The sequence below is a fragment of the Streptomyces sp. BYX5S genome (genome assembly GCF_054724165.1).
Genome location: NZ_CM138829.1, coordinates 252,548 through 274,113, shown reverse-complemented (window position 1 = coordinate 274,113; position 21,566 = coordinate 252,548). Strand labels below are relative to the sequence as shown.

At 71.7% G+C, this 21,566-nt stretch carries 20 protein-coding genes; 5 read left to right on the top strand and 15 right to left on the bottom strand.

Features of this window, described 5'->3' with window-relative positions:
* Positions 1-8 precede the first annotated feature (8 nt).
* Positions 9-479, bottom strand: a complete 471-nt coding sequence (locus tag ACYBSK_RS01280; protein WP_457474949.1) for a DUF5994 family protein — start codon at positions 477-479, stop codon at positions 9-11.
* A 312-nt stretch (positions 480-791) separates the two neighbouring features.
* On the opposite strand from ACYBSK_RS01280, the gene ACYBSK_RS01275 reads away from it, so the two are divergent.
* Both ACYBSK_RS01275 and ACYBSK_RS01270 read left to right on the top strand, forming a co-directional pair.
* On the top strand, positions 792-1,187 hold the full coding sequence (locus ACYBSK_RS01275; RefSeq protein ID WP_460244889.1) for a DUF5994 family protein: 396 nt from the start codon (positions 792-794) through the stop codon (positions 1,185-1,187).
* 211 nt (positions 1,188-1,398) lie between these two features.
* Positions 1,399-1,761, top strand: a complete 363-nt coding sequence (locus ACYBSK_RS01270) for an ANTAR domain-containing response regulator (protein ID WP_460244888.1) — start codon at positions 1,399-1,401, stop codon at positions 1,759-1,761.
* A gap of 16 nt (positions 1,762-1,777) precedes the next feature.
* Here the strand turns inward: ACYBSK_RS01270 and ACYBSK_RS01265 are convergent, their stop codons facing one another.
* Positions 1,778-2,326: a hypothetical protein gene (locus tag ACYBSK_RS01265; protein ID WP_460244887.1), complete on the bottom strand. Its 549-nt coding sequence runs from the start codon at positions 2,324-2,326 to the stop codon at positions 1,778-1,780.
* A 604-nt stretch (positions 2,327-2,930) separates the two neighbouring features.
* On the opposite strand from ACYBSK_RS01265, the gene ACYBSK_RS01260 reads away from it, so the two are divergent.
* Positions 2,931-3,365, top strand: coding sequence for a DUF5994 family protein (locus ACYBSK_RS01260; RefSeq protein WP_460244886.1), 435 nt, complete (start codon positions 2,931-2,933; stop codon positions 3,363-3,365).
* Between the two features lie 17 nt (positions 3,366-3,382).
* On the opposite strand, the gene ACYBSK_RS01255 is transcribed toward ACYBSK_RS01260, so the two are convergent.
* From ACYBSK_RS01255 to ACYBSK_RS01215, 9 genes are all read right to left on the bottom strand, one after another.
* Positions 3,383-4,444, bottom strand: a complete 1,062-nt coding sequence (locus tag ACYBSK_RS01255) for a fatty acid desaturase family protein (RefSeq protein WP_460244885.1) — start codon at positions 4,442-4,444, stop codon at positions 3,383-3,385.
* Positions 4,445-4,481: 37 nt separating this feature from the next.
* Positions 4,482-5,564 (bottom strand): ferredoxin reductase, encoded by a 1,083-nt coding sequence (locus ACYBSK_RS01250; RefSeq protein WP_460244884.1) that lies wholly within the window; start codon positions 5,562-5,564, stop codon positions 4,482-4,484.
* Between the two features lie 544 nt (positions 5,565-6,108).
* Positions 6,109-6,843 carry a GAF and ANTAR domain-containing protein gene (locus ACYBSK_RS01245; RefSeq protein ID WP_460244883.1) on the bottom strand — a complete coding sequence of 245 codons (735 nt, stop codon included), beginning with the start codon at positions 6,841-6,843 and terminating at the stop codon, positions 6,109-6,111.
* A gap of 316 nt (positions 6,844-7,159) precedes the next feature.
* The gene (locus tag ACYBSK_RS01240; protein WP_457474940.1) at positions 7,160-7,408 is read right to left on the bottom strand and encodes a chaplin; all 249 of its coding nucleotides are present in this window, start codon (positions 7,406-7,408) and stop codon (positions 7,160-7,162) included.
* A 95-nt stretch (positions 7,409-7,503) separates the two neighbouring features.
* Positions 7,504-8,163: a vitamin K epoxide reductase family protein gene (locus ACYBSK_RS01235; protein WP_460244882.1), complete on the bottom strand. Its 660-nt coding sequence runs from the start codon at positions 8,161-8,163 to the stop codon at positions 7,504-7,506.
* A 5-nt stretch (positions 8,164-8,168) separates the two neighbouring features.
* The gene (locus ACYBSK_RS01230; protein WP_457474938.1) at positions 8,169-8,669 is read right to left on the bottom strand and encodes a DUF5949 family protein; all 501 of its coding nucleotides are present in this window, start codon (positions 8,667-8,669) and stop codon (positions 8,169-8,171) included.
* A 163-nt stretch (positions 8,670-8,832) separates the two neighbouring features.
* On the bottom strand, positions 8,833-9,114 hold the full coding sequence (locus tag ACYBSK_RS01225) for a hypothetical protein (protein ID WP_457474937.1): 282 nt from the start codon (positions 9,112-9,114) through the stop codon (positions 8,833-8,835).
* Between the two features lie 210 nt (positions 9,115-9,324).
* Positions 9,325-9,564, bottom strand: coding sequence for a chaplin (locus tag ACYBSK_RS01220; RefSeq protein ID WP_457474936.1), 240 nt, complete (start codon positions 9,562-9,564; stop codon positions 9,325-9,327).
* A 400-nt stretch (positions 9,565-9,964) separates the two neighbouring features.
* Positions 9,965-10,375 (bottom strand): rodlin, encoded by a 411-nt coding sequence (locus ACYBSK_RS01215; RefSeq protein ID WP_460244881.1) that lies wholly within the window; start codon positions 10,373-10,375, stop codon positions 9,965-9,967.
* A gap of 237 nt (positions 10,376-10,612) precedes the next feature.
* On the opposite strand from ACYBSK_RS01215, the gene ACYBSK_RS01210 reads away from it, so the two are divergent.
* Together ACYBSK_RS01210 and ACYBSK_RS01205 are read left to right on the top strand one after the other, a co-directional pair.
* Positions 10,613-11,023: a rodlin gene (locus ACYBSK_RS01210; protein ID WP_457474934.1), complete on the top strand. Its 411-nt coding sequence runs from the start codon at positions 10,613-10,615 to the stop codon at positions 11,021-11,023.
* 202 nt (positions 11,024-11,225) lie between these two features.
* Positions 11,226-11,633: a rodlin gene (locus tag ACYBSK_RS01205; protein ID WP_457474933.1), complete on the top strand. Its 408-nt coding sequence runs from the start codon at positions 11,226-11,228 to the stop codon at positions 11,631-11,633.
* Between the two features lie 83 nt (positions 11,634-11,716).
* Here ACYBSK_RS01205 and ACYBSK_RS01200 read toward each other — a convergent pair whose 3' ends face one another.
* From ACYBSK_RS01200 to ACYBSK_RS01185, 4 genes are all read right to left on the bottom strand, one after another.
* The gene (locus ACYBSK_RS01200) at positions 11,717-11,998 is read right to left on the bottom strand and encodes a hypothetical protein (protein WP_457474932.1); all 282 of its coding nucleotides are present in this window, start codon (positions 11,996-11,998) and stop codon (positions 11,717-11,719) included.
* A gap of 83 nt (positions 11,999-12,081) precedes the next feature.
* Entirely contained in the window at positions 12,082-15,705 is a 3,624-nt protein-coding gene (locus tag ACYBSK_RS01195; protein WP_460244880.1) for an AAA family ATPase, read from the bottom strand.
* A gap of 108 nt (positions 15,706-15,813) precedes the next feature.
* Positions 15,814-18,771 carry an FG-GAP-like repeat-containing protein gene (locus tag ACYBSK_RS01190; RefSeq protein WP_460244879.1) on the bottom strand — a complete coding sequence of 986 codons (2,958 nt, stop codon included), beginning with the start codon at positions 18,769-18,771 and terminating at the stop codon, positions 15,814-15,816.
* Positions 18,771-21,356, bottom strand: coding sequence for a S8 family serine peptidase (locus ACYBSK_RS01185; RefSeq protein WP_460244878.1), 2,586 nt, complete (start codon positions 21,354-21,356; stop codon positions 18,771-18,773). Before ACYBSK_RS01185 ends, ACYBSK_RS01190 begins: the two co-directional genes overlap by 1 nt.
* Between the last annotated feature and the right edge of the window lie 210 nt (positions 21,357-21,566).

Here is a 21,566-nt window from a genome sequence, read left to right as displayed (position 1 = left end):
CTCGGACGTCAGCGGGCATCGATGCCGGTGGCAGCCAGGATCTCCGCTGCCGACGCGCTGTTGCCGTCCCGTACGGCGAGGGTCATGGCGGCACGGGCGGCCTCCTCGTCGGCCTCCGGCGGAAGCATCAGGAAGGAGAAGATGTCCCGTACCCCACGGGTGACGAGCATCGTGTGGTCGTCGACCGCGGACCAGTCGATCCGGACCAGGTGGCCGTCCACGGTCAGCGAGCGGTGGTGCACGTCCCAGGCTCCGGTGTCCAGACCGATCCGCTCGACCGTGCCGAGGCGCTCGCTCAACGACCTGATCAGGTCGGGCAGCTGGGAATCGACATCCCGGGAACGCGGCCACCACGCACCGTCGAACGTGCCGTCACGACGGGGTGACGTCGCCAGCCTGAGCAGAGCCGTTCCGGGAGCGATGCCGCGAGTTTCCTCGCCCGCGGACAGTACGACCGGCCTCACCAGGTCGTCACTCATGGCGCACCTCCCTTGGGGGTGGCAGGAGAAACCGTGGGTCCCTCACCCGTTCGAGCCTACTCCTGCGGCCCGAACGGCCACCCGTCCATGCCCGAACGGGCCGCCGGAGCGGGCCCCGCCTCCTGACGCAGCTCCCGACGGGCTTCCGCCGTCGGTCCCGGACTCACCGCATCGACCCGGCATCGCCGGGACCGGGAACAGGCCGCCGCCGTGACGGTGACCGACGCACCGCCCCCCCTCGATCCCCGTGCCGCCGACGCGAGTTCGCGGGGCCGATCCTGCCGCAACCCTCATCACACACCGGAGATCACCATGCCCTCGCGTCTGCCCGGAGCGACCGACACCAGCCCCCTGGTCCGCCTGTACCTGACACCGCCCGCCGCGACCCCGCACCGTATCAACGGCGCCTGGTGGCCACGCACCGACGACCTGGTCGCCGAGCTTCCGCACCTGCTGCACGCGCTGCCGTACAGGTGGGCGCGGATCGTCCATGTCAGCGTGAACGCCGGGGCGTGGGCCGCCTTTCCCGGCCGGATGCTCTGTGACGGCCATGTGCTCCATCTGCACGCCGGCACCCGCCCGGGTGCCCCTGCGACGGTCTGCCTGATCGCGCCCGGCCTCGGACGGTGGGACCTCGCGGTCGTGCCGCCTCTGACCGACGAGGCGAAAGCACTGCGCCTGATAGCCGACGTCTGTGGGCCTCGGTGACGGCATCGACGGGCACGCCCACCACCGTCGTCGTAAAGCCCGGTTCGGGCCCTCCTTCGAGTTGATTCCATCAAGCCCGGTGCCCCTGTCCCAGCCGCCCGGTAGGCTCGAAGGACGGTCGCCCCGGTCCCGGCCCTCTCCGTGGTTCTCCCCCGCGCAACAGAGGCTCTGCGTACTCCATTGCACCGCCCTGTCAGAGGAGTTGGGACGGATGAGTCCGTACCCCGACGAGCACCACGACCCGGTTCCGCCCTACGGGCCCACCCTGTGGGCACCGCCCTCCGTCCCCTTGGCCGACTGCCGTGTCGTGCGCGCCCAAATCCTGCAGCAGCGCACGCTGGAACGGTCCCACATCGAGAACGCGCAGCTGAGCGGCGCACTCCACAGCAGGGTCCTTGTCGAGCAGGCCAAGGGCGTGCTCGCCGAACGCTGGGACACCTCCGTCGACGAGGCGTTCCAGGCCATGCGCGGGTACGCCCGCAACCACCATCTGCGGCTGACGGACCTCGCCCGGAACATCGTCGACGCCAGCTTCGACACCCGCGTCATCACCGCTCCCGGGCCGCCCGTCTGACAGCGCGGGCCACGCGTCAGGGGTCGAGCAGCAGAATGCGGCGTGTGGCCGCCGGCCGTACTCCGCGAAATCCCCACGCCGCGTTCCGCCAACCCCAGGCCCGCAGTCCCATGAGGGTGTACAGGTCCGAGCTGTCGACCACTGTGACTCCGGTGGGGCGGTCCTGGTTGCTCAGCAGTGTCCGTTGCAGCCTGCGCGCCAGGTTCCACTCGCGATGCGCGGACTGCACCCGCACGCGTCGCGGGACGACGATCTCCCGTATCCCGAAGAGCCGTGACCCCAGGGGAAATCCGTACGCACAGGCCGTCGGCACCGCACCCTCCGCGATCAGCAGGGCGAACCCGCTGCGGCGCATGTCGAGCGTCAGCCGACGGATGAAGAGTTCGCCGAGCCGCTCCCACTGCCCGGCCTCCACACCCGAGTTGGCCGCGTAGAGCCGGCCGAGCTGCGGGAGACGGTCGCCTGTCTGGCACCGGGTCAGGCGGCGGATGCACGCCGCGTCCCACGGGGACGGGCCGCGGTCCGTGGATGCGCCATGAGGGTCGTCAAAGGAGTGCTGAGGCATGGGACAGAACCTGTCCTGGGTGCCGGCCGTGCGGCGCCCCTGAGTCACTGATCGCCGAGAACGGCACGGCTCGGAAGGCGGTACACGAAGGGCCCTCGGTCCATCCACCGTACTCCGGCGGGTACCGGCGTCGGCGGTCGCCGACGGGACACGAACCCGACGGCGACCGCCCGCGGTTCCGCGACGCGACCGCTCCCCCACGAGTCGCGTACCTGCCGGAACCTGGGCACCCCACGTGGACCCGCGGCGGCTGCGGGAGGGAGCCGCGACGCGGTTCTGCGGGGATGTGCGAGAGGCGACGAGTTCGCCTGGTCCTCGCCGCTGTCGGTGGACGTCCTGTCCTGCCCTGGCGCAGCGACACGGCGCGTGCGGCGGGTACGAGCAGCCGTGGCTGCCGGGATTAAGAGAACGGGCCGCCTCTTGGCCGACCCTTCATCTCGACCCTAGGCGTAAACAGGAGGCATGGCTACCCCCTCCCACACCCAGGCGCGGAGTACGGTGGAAACACCGGGAGTTCACCGCGTGTCACCCTCCCAGGGCACCGCCCCCGGCGCACGCCGACACCGGGCCGCCGCACCGGCCGTCCGGGGACAGGGACCGCGCCATGAACGCGTCCGCCCGGCTCACCTTGACCCCGCCCAGCTTCCCCCCGGGTCCCCTGTGCGGCGCCTGGTGGCCCCGATCCGACGAGCTTGCGGCCGAACTCCCCGCGCTGTGCGCGGAGTTCGACCCGCGCCTGGGCAGGGTCACCCGAATCGTCGCCCGCCGTGACGCCTGGGCGGCGACGCCACCCTCCCTGCCCGTGCGGGGGCACACCGTGCGGGTGAAGTGGCTCACTTCCGGGTGCGACCCGTACACGATCCGGCTCTTCTCCTACGACGTCGCCCGCTGGGACCTGCTCGTCATCCCCCACGGCACCGCGACCGTCACCGCGGACCGCCTCATGTCCGCGGTGACGGACCCCGCCAACCGCCTCACCGCCGCCGCTCTCGTGATCGCGGAGCAGGCACGCCTCCCGGACCTCGAGCCGCGGAAGTGATCCCCGGCCGGGCCCGGCTACGGCAGGGCGTGGCGCAGCACGCGGCCCCACATCGACGCGTACTGGCGCCACAGCGGTCCGCTGACGTACGGCAGTTGGTAGCGGGCACAGATCTCCCGTACGCGCGGGGCGAGTTCGGCATAGCGGTTGCTGGGCAGGTCGGGGAAGAGATGGTGCTCGATCTGGTGGCTGAGATTGCCGGTGAGCACGTGCAGGAGCGGGCCGCCCTCGATGTTCGCCGAGCCCTGGATCTGCCGTAGGTACCACTCGCCCCGGCTCTCGCCCTCGATCTGTTCCTCGGTGTACGTGAAGGTGTGCACGTCCGCGGGGAAGTGGCCGCAGAAGATGACCGTGTGCGCCCACACGTTGCGAGCCACGTTCGCGGTGAGGTTGCCGAGCAGGCAGGGCAGCGCGCTGGGGCCCGCGAGGAGAGGGAACAGGACGTAGTCCTTGGCGGACTGGCGAACCGCCTTGCGCACCAGGGCGGTTGCGTCACCGAGGAGGGACCGCAGGCTCTTGCGGCCGGACGGCACCGCGTCCACCTCCAGGTCGTACAGGGCGATGCCCCACTCGAAGACGGGCGCGAGCAGGGCTGCGTACAGCGGCTGGAAGAAGTGGACCGGATGCCAGGGCTGATCGGGGGCCATCCGCAGGACGGTGTAGCCGAGGTCCCGGTCACGGCCGACGACGTTCGTGTACGTGTGATGCAGGTGGTTGTGGGTGCGCTGCCAGGCGTCGGGGGGCGTGACGAAATCCCAGTCCCAGGTCGTCGAGTGGATCGCCGGGTCGCCGAGCCAGTCCCACTGGCCGTGCAGGATGTTGTGGCCCAGCTCCATGTTCTCCAGGGTCTTGGCGAGGGCGAGCAGGGCGGTGCCCGTCGCCCAGGCGGGCGGCAGCAGGGAGACGGCGAGGGCGCAGCGGCCGGCCGCCTCGCAGCCACGCTGCACGGCGATCACCGTGTGGATGTAGCGGGCGTCGGCGGAGCCGCGGCTCGTGACGACGCCTGCGCGGAGCCGGTCGAGTTCCCGGCCCAGCTCGTCAGTGTTGGTGGCTTCCAGAGCGATGGCAGGCAAGGCCATGAGGTCTCCTCGGGAGCAGCGTTCGTGATGTGAGGGCTCAGAGGTCGAACACCAAGGGACCCGCGGCACCGTTGACGCAGGTCTGAATCAACTCGCTTTTCGCATGGCGCAGTTCGCCCGTACGCAGATCCCGCACGCGACCGTCGACGAGCGGGACGAGACAGCCGAAGCACAGGCCCCGACGGCAGCCGTGAGGCATCGGCACGCCCGCCGCCTCGCCGACCGCGAGGAGCGGGGTGCCCGCGGCGGCGTCGGTCTCCACGCCGCTGCGCGCGAACCGCACCCGGCCGCCGATCGCGCCCTCGCCTGCCGGCTGTACGGGGGTGAGGTGGAACCGCTCCGACCGCAGCCGTTTCCTTGAGCCCGCGGCGGACCACTGCCGCTCGGTCGCGTCGAGCAGCCCGTCCGGACCGCACACCCAGGCGTCCCGGTCACGCCAGTCCGGGCAGGCTTCGTCGATCCGGTCCGGCGTGAGCCGACCGTCGTGGCGGGTGTGGGTGAGGCGGATTCTGAGCCAGGGCAATGTCCGCGCCATGGCGTTCAGTTCGTGACGGAAGAGGCATTCGGCCCGGGTCGGCGCGCTGTGCAGGAGGACGGTGTCCGGGCCGGTGCGGCGCCGGGCGAGCGTGCGCAGCATCCCCATGACCGGGGTGATCCCGCTGCCCGCGGAGACGAACAGGGCGCGGTCGGGCAGCGGCTCGGGCAAGGTGAACCCGCCCTGCGCCGGGCCGAGCCGCAGCACCGTGCCGGGCGGCGACCGGTGCACCAGATGCGGGGAGACCCGGCCGTCGGGTCGGGCCTTGACCGTGAGGGTGACGTCCCTGTCGTCGGGCGGCGAAGTGATCGAGTACGTACGCCAGTGCCGTGCACCGCCGATCTCGACCCCGACGGGGAGGTACTGCCCGGCCCGGTGGCCCGTCCAGCCCCTGCCGGGACGGATCGTCAGCGTGGCCGCTCCGGGCCCTTCCCACCGTACGGCGCGGACCCTGCCCGCGGGGTGCCGCGCCGACCAGAGCGGATCGAGCAGGCCGAGATAGTCGTCCACGGTCAGCGGGCTGGCCAGCCGGTTCAGCGCCCACGTCCAGGGCGAAAGAGATGGTGCCGGGAACGAACGGACCATGTCGGCTCCTTTCTGCACGGGCCTCGACGTCGGTAGGCAGCCGGCTCGGGTACCCGAGCGAAGCACACGACACTGCGCGCGACACCGCCGCCGATGGCTTCGCGCCATGCGCCGCATGGCGAGTTCACGCCTGCTGCCTGGTGGACATCCGCACGGCGCGGAGTGCCGCGCCGGGTGTCCGGAGCGTCGAGGCAGAGGTGGTCTCGGGGGCGGCGAGAGCGAGACGGCGAGCATGTCGGTGAGGACGACGAGGTCGTCGCGTTGTACGGGGGCGGCGCACCGCGCCGGGTGGCGCCCCTGGACAGGGACAGCGCAAGCAGCGCACGGATCCCGGGCGAGGGCGGCAGGGGTGAACACCGGCCACCGTACGAGCGGTGAGGCCGTCAAATCGCCCTGGAAAACGGCGAGTCCGGCTGTGGCCACGTCGGGTGCCGGGTTCCTCGCCGACGGTGAACCGCAGGTCGTGCCGGGCCGTCCCGGGACGAGGCGCTCCGCAGGGTCTCGCTCAGGACCGGGTTGGATGGGGGTGGACATCCAGTCACGATCACGCCGGAGGGGCGGCCAGCAGCTCCGTGCGCTCGTCGATGACTTGGCGGGCCAGGACGGTCAGTCGCTGCCTGCGGTGCCGGGCGTGCCGGCGCATCCTCTCGAAGGCCGCGTCCAGGCCGATGTTCGCCCGCTCGGCCAGCATGCCCTTCGCCTGTTCGACGACGACACGGTTGTCGAGGGCGGTCTGGAGCTGCTCGCTGAGCTGTCGGTGCCTGTCCAGACCACGGTGGTTGAGGATCGCGGCGGTGGCGGCGTCCGCGAGCGCCTGGCCGAGGCGCAGTTCCGGGAGGCTCACGGGGGTACGGCGGGTGTGGAAGAAGCCGAGCGCGCCGATCACCAGGCCGCGCGACGTCATGGGCACCGCGGCGATTCCCGTGAACCGGCGGGTCAGGTCGAGGGAAGCGAACTGCGGCCATCTGCGGTGGGACACGCCGTCGACCAGGAAGACGTCGGGCGTGGGGTCACCGGACTGGATGCAGTCCCAGCAAGGTCCCTGCCGCAACCGGATCTGCGCGAGTCCGACACGGCGCGCCAACTCACTGGAGGCGGTGGCGTCGACGACGTCACCCTGCGAGGAGAACAGCATGGCTCCGCACTCGTCGACCCCGAGCAGGCCGACGGCGTGGCCGGCCAGGCGGTGCAGGAGGTCGATGACGTCGAAGTCGTCGGGCAGGACGTCCGCGAGATCGACGAACGCGGCGGCCAGCTGCTGTTCGCGGTGCGCACTCATGAGGGGGGACCGCCTCTGCGGTGGAAGGGCTGCCGTCCGGGCACGGAGGGTCGGCGAATGGCCGGGCATGCCCTTTCCCATTCCCCTGGTCGCCCCTGGACCGGGACCGACCTGTCTCCGATACCTCGTGAGAAGACCCGCGCCCTCATGCTCCTCCACTGGTCCCCGGAAGGAAAGGTGGCACTGGAGCCGGCCACGACCCATCGGCGGCTCGGGCGTAGCAGACGGCGGCCCCGCGGAGCCCCTGAGCGCACGCGACGGCGCCCGGAACAGCCGATGCCGTTCCGGGCGCCGCGGGTACGAACCGAGGCGATGCTCAGCCGTTGACGCAGGCGTTGCCCGCCGTCGGGTTGAGCAGGCCGATCACGTTGAGCGAGTTGCCGCACGCGTTGATCGGAACGTCGATCGGCACCTGGACGACGTTTCCGGACAGCACGCCGGGGCTCTGCTGCGCTACGCCGGTGGCGCTGGCGCCCGGACCGTCCAGCGCGGAGGCCATGGCGGCGGACCCCAGAACGGTGGTGCCGGCCAGCACGGCTGCGGTCGCGAGTACGCGAAGACGCATCGTTGCTCCCTTTGAGTGTGAGGAAATATGACTCGCCCATCACAACGCCACCCGCCCGTTATGGGCGGAAATTGCGCCAATGGGGGGCGTGTCAGCTAGCTCGTCCAGAAATCCCACCAGCGGGTCAGGATCAGCATGCCGATCATCCCCAGGTGCGCCAGGGGCGGCACCCAGGAGAAGTCCGTGAAGAAGGCGCGTACGGCCCGGGGCGCCGGCAGGAAGCCCGCGCGGACGTTGAACGCGACCAGCTGCCAGAACATGACGACGGTGGCCGCCCACGCCAGACAGCACCACAGGCACAGCGAGTTGATCCGGTACAGCGACTGGAACTGCAGCCAGGTCACGAATCCGACGCCGAACAGCATGCCCGTGTTGCAGGTCAGCCAGTACCAGCGCGGGAAGCGGGCCCCGGTCAGCAGGCCCGCGCCGACGCAGACGACGACGCCGTAGGCGACCAGACCGAGCATCGGGTTGGGGAAACCGAACGCGGCGGCCTGCTCGCTCTTCATGATGTTGCCGCAGGAGACCACCGGGTTCAGGCTGCACCCGGGTGTGAAGTTCGGGTCCTCCAGCAGCTTGAACTTGTCGAGCGTGATGACCCATGACGCGAGCACCCCGGCGGCGCCGGTGACCACGAGGACCCACGCGAGGAGCCGGTCGCTCCCGGCGGGCAGAACCCGCGCGCTCGTGGCACTCGCGGTGCTCCGGTGCCGGTGCACCGCCGGGGCGGACGTCCGCTCTTGGTCGATGCTCATCTCGGCTAGCCGCGGACGCGCCGGATGGGCAGCACGCAGTGCGCGGCAGCCGTCAGGGTCTCCTCGGCGCCCGCGAACTCCTGGAGTTCCTTCTCGTCGACCGGGGAGCCGGGGACCGCGTTGGGCCACACCCGCGTGGTGAAGAGGAAGTAGGCGCTCTTGCGGGTCTCCGCCGCCTCCAGCCACTCGGGCGGCACCGGGCACTGGGCGTTCAGGAGCGGCATGGTGACGACGGCCTGGCCCGCCTCGACCAGCAGGGAGACGGGGAACCGGGGGACGCTCGACGCGTCGTGGACGGTGGTGCCGATGGTGAGGCCGTTCGTCTCCAGGAGGCCCCGCACGGCCGCCTCCGCGGCCTCGGGTCCGGCGGCGGAATCGCCCATGGAGTATGCGAGGAGAAAGGGAATGTCGCCTTTCTCGTCCGGGCCTTCTCCACTCCAGGCGATGACCGCCAGAGTTCCCAGATCGGCTGCTCGGAATGCGGGGGTGCTCATTGTTGAAGTCACCGGCGAAGACTAGCGATACATGGTTCGCACAAGAGCCGCCCTTCACCCGCATGGCGTAATGCATTCGACGGATGAAATACCGAAGGCTGACCCGGGAACCAGGATTCCCGAACCAGCCTTCGAATGCGCGGCCCGCCGTGCGAAGGGGCCGCCGCCGTGGCGCCTACTGGCCGACGGGGAGACCGCCGAGCAGGCCCGTGGGGCCGGAGCCGCCGTTGTTCACGCCGTTCACGGCGTCGCCGACGGTGCTGACCGCGCCGTCGTCGTTCTTCGGGTCCAGGAGGTTGCTGTCCACCGGGCTGGCGTCGAGCGTCGGCTGGCTGGCGATCGTGTCCACCGCGCCGTTCAGGCTCATCGGAGTGAGGTCCGAGGCGAATGCGGGAGCAGCGGCCCCGACCAGCGCCATGGATCCGGCGACAACGGCGGCGGTCTTCAGCGACTTCATTGTTTTTTGCCTTCCCTCGATAACGTTCGTCATCGGTTTGGAATATTCACCGTGCGGCATTCTGGATGCCCCGGTGTCTCGCTTCTTATTGCTCAACGAGCGTCGCGCCGTGTGGGTGTGCCGATTTTCGCTAAATCCATGAAACAGCCACAAAACGGAGCAGCCGCCCCTCGAAGGAGGGGCGGCTGCGGAAGAGCCGGTGTGCGGCCGTCAGTCGTTGACGCAGGTGTTGCCGAACGTCGGGTTCAGCAGACCGATGACGTCGACGGTGTTGCCGCAGACGTTGACCGGCACGTGGACCGGAACCTGCGCGGTGTTGCCGGAGATGACGCCGGGCGAGTTGGCGGCCGCACCCTGCGCGCCGGAGTCGGCGGCGGCGACGCCGGCCGAGCCGGCCATGGCGGCGGCGGCCACAGCGGAAAAGACGACTGCCTTCGCGGTACGCGACATGAAACTGCTCCTTGGGGGGTCGTACTGGTCGGCCAGCGCGGGGTGCCTGGCTCGTGGTGCAACGGGCAGGCGGGGCAGGGGGTTGCGGCTCCGAACGGGTGACGGGCCGCCGCCGCTGCCCGGGGCGGCCCGGCGCGCGGGCGTCCGGGCCGGTCGCCGCCCGTCAAGCACCCCGGGCGGCCGGGCCCTTTGGGGTGACGTCATGGGCGAACGAGTGAACCGGTTCTTCCCGCGCGGAGCACCGGTGATCCACTGAGGCCGTCATGAGATTGGCGGCGCCGCCTTCCTGTCAGCCGTCGGCTCCGCGCCGTTGGAGGGCGGGCCCGGACGCCCCGTGACAGAGCTCGGGCCGCCGGCGATGACGCTTGCCGGCGGCCCGAGCCGTGTGTGCGGGGAACGGTCAGCCGTTGCCGGCACCGTTGCCGGCGAGGACCGGGATGTCCTCGAGGATGTGCGACAGCGGCTCGTCACCCTTGGCCTGCGTCGAGTTCTCGGCGCACTGCTGGTTCTGCGGCGCGGACAGGACCGGGATGTCCTGGGCCGAGACGGGCACGAGGCCGACGAGCGAACCGGCGTTGCCCTTGACGGGCAGGCCGACGCAGAGCTTGTTCAGGGAGCCCTGGACGAGGCCGAGCTGCGGGCTCATGTCGCCGGCGGTCTCGGAGTTGCCGTAGCTCGCCGACGAGTTGTTGCCGCTCGTGGACGTCGTGCCCTGGTCGTCGCCGATGGCGAGCGCCTGCGGAGCGGCAGCGGCGGAGACGCCGACGACGGACGCGGCAACCGCGGCCGTGGCCATGGCCTTCTTGAGCATGAGTCAGTTTCCTTTTCTGGTGGCACCGATAACTGCACTGGAGGCAACTGCGCAGCGCGCGAATGGTTCCGCAGAACCACCCGATCGGAGAACCGGGGGTGGCGCGATTTTCATTTCATCGGCGTCGGCGTCCGTTTGGAATGGGGTACCACCCCGTCCGAGTGAACCTGAGCAACCGATGTCGCGGCAGGGAGTTGTTACAAGTGCTCCCAGACGGAAAAAGAAGGGGAATTCCTCATGCTGAAGAAGGCTATGGCTGCCGCGGCGGCCACCGCTTCGCTCGTCGGTATCGCCGCGGCCGCCGCGCCGCAGGCCCTGGCTGTCGGCAACGACGGTGGGACCACGTCCGAGAGCGGCAACAACGCCGTGCAGACCTACGGCAACTCGGCCACGTACGGCAACATGAGCCCGCAGATGGCGCTCATCCAGGGCTCCCTGAACAAGCCCTGCATCGGCCTGCCGGCCAAGGCCAACCTCGGCTCGCTCGTCGGTGTCGTGCCGGTCTCCGTCCAGGACATCCCGGTCCTGTCGGCCCCGCAGAACCAGCAGTGCACCGAGAACTCCACCCAGGCCAAGGGCGACGAGCCGCTGTCGCACGTCCTGGACGACATCCCGGTCCTGTCGGGCAACGGCGTCGGCAACAACTGATAAAACTCCACACGGATCGGGCCGCCCGCATCGGCGGCCCGTCCGCTGTTCCGGCCCGCACCGGTAATTCGGGCCGAACTTCCTGCAATTGGCAGGCGCGGGAGTGGTCCGAACGGGTTTCGGTCCGCAACTGCCCCGAATGCAATCCAGTTACCCAACTGGAGCTCCGTATCCGGAGCACGCGTATCGAAAGGATCCCCCCATGAAGAAGATGTTCGCAGCCGCCACCATCGCTGCCTCCGTCGCCGGTCTCTCGGCCGTGGCCGCCCCCCAGGCCCTCGCCATCGGCGACGACCAGGGCACCACGTCCACCAGCGGCAACGGTGCGGTGCAGGAGTACGGCAACTCCGAGACCGCCGGTGACATGAGCCCGCAGCTCGGCCTGGTCCAGGGTTCGCTGAACAAGCCGTGTGTCGGTCTGCCGGCCAAGGTCAACGCCGGTTCGATCGTCGGTGTCGTGCCGGTCGCGGTCCAGGACATCCCGATCCTGTCGGCCCCGCAGAACCAGCAGTGCACCGAGAACTCCACCCAGGCCAAGGGTGACGAGCCGCTGTCGCACATCCTGAGCGACATCCCGGTCCTGTCCGGGAACGGTGCCGGCAACCACTGAACAGGTTGACGAAGGCGGTGGACCGGAATCCGGTCCACCGCCTTTGTGCTGTCTCTGTGCGGTTCTGGGGGGGGAGCGCGTGGTTACTGGATCGACGGCACCACGTTGGTGACCGGGGCCACGAGGTCGGTGACCTGGTGCAGATCGTTGAGGTGGTTCAGGCCGGAGAGCTGCTCGGCGGTGCTGGGGATCTGCTCCTGCTGGTCGGCCGGGATCGCCATCGTCGACAGCGTGTCGAGGGTCCCCGTGGGGGAGATGGCGCCGTCCGCGGCGGGCATGTGGGCCGCCTGGGCCGAGGGGGCGACCGCGGCGGCGGCGCCGAGGGCGAGGAGGACTGCGCTGAGGGCTCGTCGAGTGTTGGTCATGTCCGGGTAACGGGGCCCGGCCGTCGGCGGATACGGGCGGCGCGCGGCGCCCACCCGACAGGTCTAAGCGTTCCGAACACGCGTCACACCGCCGCGCCGTCGTCGCCGGGATGCGGGCGGCGCAGCGTCTCGGCCAGGGTTTCCGCCCGGGTCAGGGCCTGTTCGGCCCCGGGGTCGCGGAGGTGGGCGAGGGCCGCCGCGCGGGCCAGGCCCGCTTCCGCCTCGGCGAGGCGTTCGCCAGTGCGGGCGGCGCGGGCCTCCTCCCGGGTGGCCGTGGCGAGGGCGGACGCCGCGTCGCCGCAGCGCAGTTGGGCCCAGGACTTCAGGGTGGGGGCCTCGTCGGGGCAGACGCGCAGCGCCGCTTCGGGGCGGCCGGTGCGCAGGGCGAGTTCGGCGCGGGCCGTGGCCACCTCGTAGCGGGCCTGGCGGTCGCCCAGGTGGTCGGCGGCGGGGCCGGCCCGGTCCAGCAGGCGGGTCGCCTCCGGGAGGTCGCCGGTACGCAGCCGGACCCGCGCGAGGGTCGTGAGCGCGTACGGCAGGCACCATGCGCCGTCGCCCTCCGCGAGTGTCACGGAGGCCTCGGCGAGGGTCGTGGCCTCGCTGAACTCGTCCAGCAGGAGGTGGAGTTCGGCGAGGTTCAGGCGCTCGAAGGAAGCGGCCGTCGGGTTTCCGGAGCGGTCGGCGAGGTCGAGGGCGCGTTCGCCGATCCGGACCGCTTCGCGGAGCCTTCCGTGGCGGCGGGCGTTCTCCCGGAGGGTCGACAGGACCGTACCGAGCAGGGTGGGGTCGCCGTACGCCTCGGCGGGCGCGAGGGCCCGGTCGCCGGCCTCCCGGGCCTCGGCGAGCCGTCCCGCCAGGCCCAGGTTGGTGGCCTGGAGGGCGTGGGAGCGCGCGAGCAGGCCCTGGCCGCGCACGCCGGGCACACGCCGGGCGGCGTCGAGGGCGCGGCGCGCGGCCGCGTACCCGTCGTCGTAGCTGCCCCGTACGCCGTCCAGCACGGCGCGCGCCACGTGGTGGGCGGCGGCGGGTTCGGCGGCGGTGGCGGGGGTCACCGGGTGGGCGCGCAGTGCCTGCGCGGCGGCGTCGAGGGCCCCGGTGCGGACGAGGGACTCGGCGAGGCGGGCCGCCGTGAGCACCGCGTCGTCGTGGGCGCCGCGCCGGACGAACTCGGCGAGGGCCTCGCGCAGGGCGTCGGCCGCCGCCTCGAAGTGGCCCATTCTGGCGAGGACCTGACTGTGGGCCAGGCGGGCGCGGGCCGCGTCGACGTCGAGGCGGGAGACGAGGTCGCGGTAGTAGCGGTCGGCGGTGTCGTTGGCGTAGAGGGCGGCGGCGCGTTCGGCGGCGCGGCGCAGGTACTCGGCGGCGCGGGGGTCGTCGGCGCGGGCGAAGTGCGAGGCGAGGGCATCGACCGCGTCGGGGCGGCGGGCGAGGACGGCACGGGCGAAGGCGCCGTGCAGTTGCCTGCGGCGGACCGCGGTGAGCTGTTCGTAGCAGGTGAGGCGGACGAGTGGGTGGCGGAAGGCGAGGCCCGGCTCGGGGCGGCCGGCGACGACGACCTGGCGTTCCTCCACGAGGGAGGCGGCGATGGCGCGTTCGACGGCGTCGGTGGCGGCGGCGCCGGTGACGGGTGGGTGGAGGCCGTGTTCGGCGACGTCGAGGAGTTCGGTCAAAGGGGCGTCGCCGCCGGCGGCGGAGAGGGCTTCGACGAGGTGGCGGGTGTGGGGGGCGAGGCGGGAGAGGCGGTCGGCGACGAGGTCGCGGATGCCGGCGGGGGGTGTGGTGCCGGTGGGGTTCTCGGCGAGGTCGCGGGCGAGTTCCAGGGCGAACAGGGGGTTGCCGAGGGAGAGGTCCCAGATGCGGTCGGCGTGGGGTGGGGTGGTTGCGGGTGGGGTGGGCGGGCGCGGCGACGGCGGAAGGATCGGGGCGCTGCCCCGGACCCCGCTGCTCAATCGCCGCAGGGGCTTGAGCGGCGGAGACGGGGGTTGGCCCGGCAGGTCGGCGTCGGCGTGAGGCCGCAGGGGCTTGATGGGCGGAGACGGGGGTTGGCCCGGACGGTCTGCGTCGGCGTGAGGCCGCAGGGGCTTGAGCGGCGGAGACGGGGGTTGGCCCGGCCGGTCGGCGTCGGCGTGAGGTCGCAGGGGCTTGAGCGGCGGAGACGGGGGTTGGCCCGGCAGGTCGGCGTCGGCGTGAGGTCGCAGGGGCTTGATGTGGCCGGTGGTGTTCACCACCGCCAGGCACGCCTCGCGGGTCAGGCGGGGGAGGGGTTCTTGGGTGGCCAGGTGGTGGCGGAGGAGGAAGGTGAGGATGGAGCGGCGGGGGTCGTCGTCGGGGAGTTCCTCCTCGCGGTACGTCACCAGGAACCGCAGGCGGGTGCCGCGGGCGGTGGCGCGGCGGGCCAGGTGGCTCATGAGCTGGTACGAGCCCGTGTCGGCCGCGTGCAGGTCGTCGAGGACCGTGAGCACCGGGCGGACCGCGGCCAGGTCGCCGAGGAGGGCCGCGCTCGCCCGGAACAGGCGGTCCCGCTGCTCCTCGGGGCTGCGGTCGCCGGGGGTGCGGATCTGGCCCAGCGACGGGAGGAAGACCGCGAGTTCGGGGTATTCCGAGCCGACCCGGGCCCGTTCCGCCGCGTCGTGCTCGGCCAGCCACCCGTCGAGCGCCTCCGCGAACGCGCCGTACGGGGTGTGCCCCTCCGCGTCCTGCCCGCCGCCCCACAGCACGGCCGCGCCGGAGGCCGCGGCGCGCCGCGCGACCTCGCCCGCCAGGCGGGTCTTGCCGATGCCCGCCTCGCCGGTGAGCAGCGTGACCGCGGGTCCGTCCGCCGCGAGCAGCCGGTCGAGCACCTCGTCGCGGCCGAGCAGCGGTGTCGTGGTGGTGGCCCGCAGTGGCGCTGGCAACGTTGTCGTCGCAGGCACGGGGGCCGGGGCCGCGGCGAGGGCCTCCTGGTGCAGGGCTTCCGTCTCCGGCCCCGGGCGGACGCCCAGTTCGGCGTCGAGGGCCTCGCGGCACACGTGGTACTGGTGCAGCGCGCGCCGTCGCAGGCCCTGGCGCAGGGAGGCCTCGATGAGGACGCGGTGGGCCAGTTCCTCGGCGGGGCTGGTGGCGAGGACCTGTTCGGCGGCGGCCGCGGCCTCGGCCGCCGCGCCCTGCGCGAGGTGCGCCCGCGCGAGGCCGAGCAGCAGCCGTTCGCGCAGCAGCGCCAGCCGTCCGCGCCGTTCCTCGGCCCAGGCCGCGTACCGGTCCTCGGGGAGCAGTTCGCCGGTGAACAGGGCGAGGGCGGCGGCCAGTTCGGCCGCTCCCCCGCCGGCGAGCGCCGTCTGCGCGGCCGTCTCCGCGGCGTCCGCGTCTATCCACACCGTGGCCGGGTCGAGGTGGAGCATGCCGCCGTCGGAGGTGAGGTACGACGACGCGGCGCGCGGGGCGAGTTCGGGTTCCAGGGCGTGCCGGGCGGCGTGCAGGGCGACGCGCAGGCTGCCGGTGGCGGAGGACGGGTCGGCGTCGGGCCAGCAGATGTCCATGGCCTGTTCGCGGTGGAGGCGGTGGCCGGGGGTGACGGCGAGGAGCTTCACCAGGGTCCGCGCGCTGGGGCGCGGCCAGCGTTCGGCGGGCTCGGGGCCGCCGTCGCGAGTCGCCCGGAAACCGCCGAAAAGGTGCAGACGCAGGGGCGGGACACCGGAGTTGGGGCCGCGGTCCGTGCGTGGTGCATTCATGAGGGCGACAGCGTAACCGAGCACGCCGATGACCCCCTGGGCGGTGGCCCAGGGGGTCGATGCCGGTGGACCCGCGCCGTCGCGGGCCCACCGGGATCCTGGTGGCCGTCAGGCCTTGTCGATGGTCAGGGTGACCGCCGCGCGGATCGCGGTGTACCCGCCGGTCGAGTCCTCGTTGTCGACGAGGCCCGCCGTCCGGTCGGCGAGGTAGCGGTCGAAGGCGAGCGCGACGATCTCGTCCTTGCCGTCGCCGTCCAGGTCGGCCACGAAGTTCTCGCGGGCGCCGAGGATGTCGATGCCGCTGTCGGCAGCCTGGTGCCCTTGTGGGTCGCCCTTCAGCGCGGCCGGGTCGTACAGGGCGACGAAGGTGTCACCGCTGCGCACCAGGATGCGGTCGCCGTTCGGACCCGTGGCGAAGGAACCCCCGCGGATCTCGGCGATCGCGCGCGCCCGGCCGTCCGCGCCGTCGGCTCCGTAGGTGCGCAGCGAGGCGAGGCTGTTCTCCACCAGCCCCTCCGGGCCGGTCATCCAGTTGGACAGCGTGGAATAGCCACCGGCCGGTGCCTCGTGCAGCAGCTCGCCGGTGCGGCCGTCGCGGATCTGCACCATGTTGGTCAGCTGGTTGGGCGGGGTCTGGTCGGCGTTGCCGCGCACGATGTAGGTGAAGACGACCGCGTGCCCGTCGGCGTAGGGGATGCCCGGCGAGGCGAACGTGCCGGCCCGCAGCGGGACGCCGAGGATGGCGCCCTGGCTGAGGGCGGGGGCCTTCGGGGTGAACGACCAGAGGGCCTTGCCGTCCTTGCCGTCGAGTCCGACCCCGCCCGCGGCGACCGGCTGGCCGGGGTTCTTGCCGCGGGTCTGGAACTGGGCGTAGACCTTGCCGTCGGCCGCCGACAGGTCGGCGAAGGCCGGGGTGCCGATCTCGGAGGGGACCGCGTACTCCCACTTCAGCGAGCCGTCGCCCTCGTAGGCGCGGACCTTGTCGGTGGCCACGGCCACCTCGGCCTTGCCGTCGCCGTCGAGGTCGGCGGCGACGACGTTGCGCACGTACTCGCCGTCGCCGGCCCCGATGGTGGTGAGGACCTTGCCGGTGCGGGCGTCGACGACCGCGGCCGCCGAGGTGGCGGCGACGATCAGCTCGTCGCGGCCGTCGCCCGTGGTGTCGGCCTTGGTCACCTGGGCCACGCGGCCAGGCAGCGTCGCCGCCCACAGCCGCTTCGGCTTGCCGTCCACCATCGACGGGCCGTCGTAGGCGAACAGGCCGTTGGAGGAGCCGCCGAGGACGACGTCGTTCTTCTTGTCGCCGTTGATGTCGGTGGCCGCCGCGCTGGAGGGCGTGCCCTCCAGCGGCTGGAGGCTCTCCTGCTTGCCGCTGCCGACGTTGTAGACCCGCACGTTCTGGTTGGCGTCGACGGTGCGCACCCGCCAGCCCTTGTCCTTGGCGAACGGCTGGGCGTAGAACATCGAGCCGACGAGGCCGCTCTTCTCCCATCGCACGGTGCCCTTGTCGCCGCTCAGCGCCGCGATCCGCGCGTAGCGCTGCGCCCCGCGGTTCTCCGCGGTGCGCGAGTCGGCGCCGTTCACGTACGAGGCGACGATCCTGCCGTCGACGGCCTCGATGCCCCAGGCGACGTCGGCGTCGCCGCTCTCGCCGGACCGCTTGAGGGTCCGGGCCCACAGCTGGCTCGCGTCGTCGCCGTTCAGCGCACGGACGCTGTTGCTGTTCATGGCGGGGAACGAGCTGCCGGCGTCCTGGGTGAGCGTGGACTCGCTGACCGTGTACTCGGGCTCGGCGCCGCCCTGGATGTCGGCGACCTCCAGGGCGAGCGGCACCGCGTTGATCCGCTCGGAGCGGGTCGTGCGGGTGCCGTCGGCGAGCTCGTACGTGGCGAGTTCGTACTTCGCGCCCTCGGCGAAGTCCGTCTGCTCGATCGCCACGACCCGGTCGCGCGCGGCGTCGTATCCCAGCTGCCGGGAGTAGAGCCCCCCGGACTTGACCCACTTGAGGCCGCCGTCCTTGGTGTCCACCACCAGCGTGGTGCCGCTGGGCGTCCCGTCGGAGGTGTAGCGGCTGTTCTGGTTCCAGGAGGCGGCGAGCAGTCCGTCGCCGAGCGACTCCAGCGCGCCCCACTGGACCCCGGTCAGGGTGCCCGCGTCGTACGTCCAGGTGTTCTTCGGTGTGAGCTTGCCGTCGGCGTAGTCGAAGCGGACGCCGTTCAGCGTGCTCTTGGCGTCGGCCGGGGAGTTGAGGTTGTAGAACGCCGAGTCCGCGACGACCAGGGTCTTGTCGACGATCTTGACGTTGTACGCGGCCGCGTACAGCTTCGACCACAGGGTCTTGCCGGTGGCGCCGTCGAGGACCGTGACGAAGGTGCCGTTGGGCAGCGAGGAGCCGGGCGAGGTGAACGGGCGGTAGGGCAGCACGCCGTTCTCGGCGGTGAAGACGATGTCGTCGACGCCGTCGCCGGTCAGGTCGCCCGTGTCGACGCCGTCGGCGGTGGCCACGGTGAACGGGCTGATCGCGTTGTAGCCCATCACGACGGCGGGCGGGTAGGGATCCTTGCTTCCCCGGGGCAGCGGTGTGATCTGCCAGTCGCGGTCCAGGGACGTCGCGTCGCGCGACCACAGCGGCTTGCCGTCGGCGCCGACGCGCTGGATCGGGCTGAGCGAGTTGACCGAGAAGTAGTCGCCCTTCGAACCGCCGACCTGGAAGGTGGCGGCGGTGCCCTGGGCGCCCTCGACGGCCGACTTCTTGGTCAGCTTCCACTTGCTCGTGGCGGTGGTGGACGCGTCGCCGGTGTCCGCCGTGGTCCCGGCGTCGTCGGTGGCCGCGGACTCCGCGGCCTCCTTGGCGTCCTCGGCGGCCTGCCGCGGGTCGCCGAGGTCACGCCCGTCGCCGTAGACGTCGGGCGTGAGGTGCTGGGACAGCTTCTCCGCCTGGCTCTCGGTGAGGGTGATCGGGCCGCTGTCGTCGTCGGCGTACACGGCGGGGGACGCGCTCATGGCGAGCCCGGAGGCGATCAGTACGGAGGCCAGGCGCAGGCCCCGTCGTTGGATGTTTCTCATCAGGCGCCCTTCGGGGTGAAGCGGATGGCGGTGGCGTCGCTCAGGACGGTCTCGTTGAAGGAGTGGCCGAGGCCGTCGGTGCCGGCCTGGTTCTCGATGCCGGTGGTCGCCGAACCGCCGCGCTGGAGCGCGCTGGCGCCGATGCCCTTGTACTGGAGGGTGACGGCGCTGGTGGCCTCGTCGAGGAGGACCTCGAAGGAGATCCGCACGGAGGTGTCGGAGGCGAAGGAGGCGTTGTTCCAGACGATCGCGAACTTCCGGGCGCCGCTCTTGCCGGTGACGGCGGTCTGCACGCTGGAGCGCTTGTCCAGGACGAGGTCGTCCCAGAGGGCCGCGACGACACCGTTGGGCTGAGTGGCGGCCGGCAGGGCGGTGTTGCCGTAGTCGCCCAGGCGCGGCTGGAGGAAGTTGACCAGGCCGTTGGTGGAGACGGAGGCGCTGGTGTACTTCACGCCGTAGTACGTCACCGGGAACGGCAGGCCGATCGTCCTGGCGTCCTCGTCACCGGTCAGACCGGTGGCCGTGGAGCCCTTGATCCAGGAGGCGGTGACGGGGGCGCAGGAGTACGTGCCACCGGCGTCGGTGCGGTTGGGCAGCTTCACGTCGGCGGTCTTGTCACCGTCGACCTCGAGTCGGCCGTTGTACGTGCCGTTGCACACGACCGGCGCGGCAGGGGCGACCCGCAGCGTGTAGCTGCCCTCGGCGACCTTCGGCAGGCTGAACGTGCCCTGGGCGTCGGTGGTCACCGCGTCGACCGGATTGCCGGGCAGCGAGACAGTGGCCTTGGCGAGCGGCTTGCCGGTGACGTCGAGGACGGTGCCGGTGACGGCGTGCCGGGGGACGGCGGTGAGCGCGGCGTCCTGGGTCAGCGGCTCGCCGGTGGTCAGCTCGACGCCGGACACGGTGTCGGCCGCGTAGCCGTAGGCGCTGAGCGAGAAGGTGTACGTGCCCGGGGGCAGCGTCATCCGGTAGGAGCCGTCGGCACCGGTGGTCACCTCGCGGGTGGCGGCACCCGTGGCCTTGACGGTGGCGTCGGCCAGGCCCTTGCCGGTCGCCTTGTCGGTGATCTTTCCGGACACGGTGACCGCGGTGTGCGGGGCCTTGTCGACGGTCGAGAGGATGTCGAGCTTGCCGTTGCCCCACACGTTGTTGGCGTCGGCGGTGCCGCCGCAGTGCGTGTCGTCGACGTCGGTCGCGCCCTCGTCGAGGAGCCTGCGGGTCTCGTCGATGTCGCCGACCAGCGACGGGGCGGCCGACCACAGCAGGGCCACCGCACCGGCGACGTGCGGCGTCGCCATCGACGTGCCGTCGATGGTGTTGTACGAGGAGTTGAGCCACGCGGACTCGACGTCGACGCCCGGCGCGGTGATGTTCGGCTTCATCGAGCCGTCGATCCGCGAGGGGCCGAAGCCGGTGAAGTCGGAGATGGTTCCGGAGGAGTCGTAGGCGCCGACACCGTAGGCGTCGGTCTGCGCGCCGGGCGGGTCGGTCGTCGAGCAGGTCTCGCCGTCACCGAAGTTGCCGGCCGCGAACGCCTCGAAGATGCCCGCGGACTTCCAGGCGTCGATGACGTCCTCGTAGAACGGGTCGGTGCCATAGTTCTGGCCCCAGGAGTTGTTCACGATGTTCGGGGCGAGGTCCGGGCGCGGGTTCTGCCCGTTGTGGTCGGTCGGCGCGAGGATCCACTGGCCGGCGGCGAGCAGGTAGCTGTTCGTGCACCGGTCGGACTCGCAGCCCTTGGCGGCGATCCACTTGGCGTTCGGCGCGACACCGATGCCGTTCTTGCCGACCATCGTGCCCATGGTGTGGGTGCCGTGGCCGTTGTTGTCGCACGGGGTGCCGTCGGGGGAGCAGTTCCCGGTCGGGTCGTAGAAGTTGTAGTCGTGGGTGAAGGTGCCGTCGCCGTTGTTGCCGCGGTACTGCTTCACCAGGTCCGGGTGGTTGTACTGCACGCCGCTGTCGACGTTGGCGACGACGATGCCCTCGCCGCGGTCGGCGTACTGGTCCCAGACCTGGTCGGCCTTGATGTCGGCGACGCCCCACGTGGGAGTGTCCGTGCCGTCGGCGGACGTCGCGACGCCGGAACGGGTCTCCGCCACCTTGGCGTCCGACGTCTCGATGTCGTCGAGCGTGAACGTCCGCTCCTTGACGATCTCCTTGACGTCGGAGCGCTTGGCGAGTTCCTTCACCAGGTCCTGGTCACCGGTCACCTGGACGGCGTTGGTGATCCAGAAGTCCTGGTGCCCGACCTTCTCCTTGTCGAGGAAGGCGTTGAGCGACTTCTGGCTGTCGGCCGCGTGGGTCTTCAGCGCCTTGTACGCGGCCGTGGCGGCCTTCGCGTGCGTGCGCTGCTTCTTCGCCGTGGTCAGGTCGGCCTTGTCCTTGAGGACGACGAAGAAGGTGGCGTCGTCGCCGCCCTTCACGGCCTTCGTGAGCGCGGAGTCGACCTTGGCCGAGACCGCGGAATCCTCAGTCGCGGGGGCGGCGACGGCGGGTATCGCGCCGGTCAGCAGGGCGGCGGCCGCGGAGATCGAGGCCGCCGCCCATGCGGCGCGTCTGCGCCGGGGCGGTCGGGGCTGGAGCATCGGGCACTCCTCGGGGAGGGTACGGGGGTGCCCGGAACCTAGGAAGAGGCCGTTACTGCGCCATTACAGGCCCCGTCGGCATGCCACCCGACGACGCAGGGCCGGTCAGACGGGGCAGCACTCGGTGAGCGAGGCGGTGACCGAGGTCACCGTCCCGAACGGCCCTTCGACGCTCTCGCCCGGAGCGATGGGCAGCGGCGGCTCCAGGTT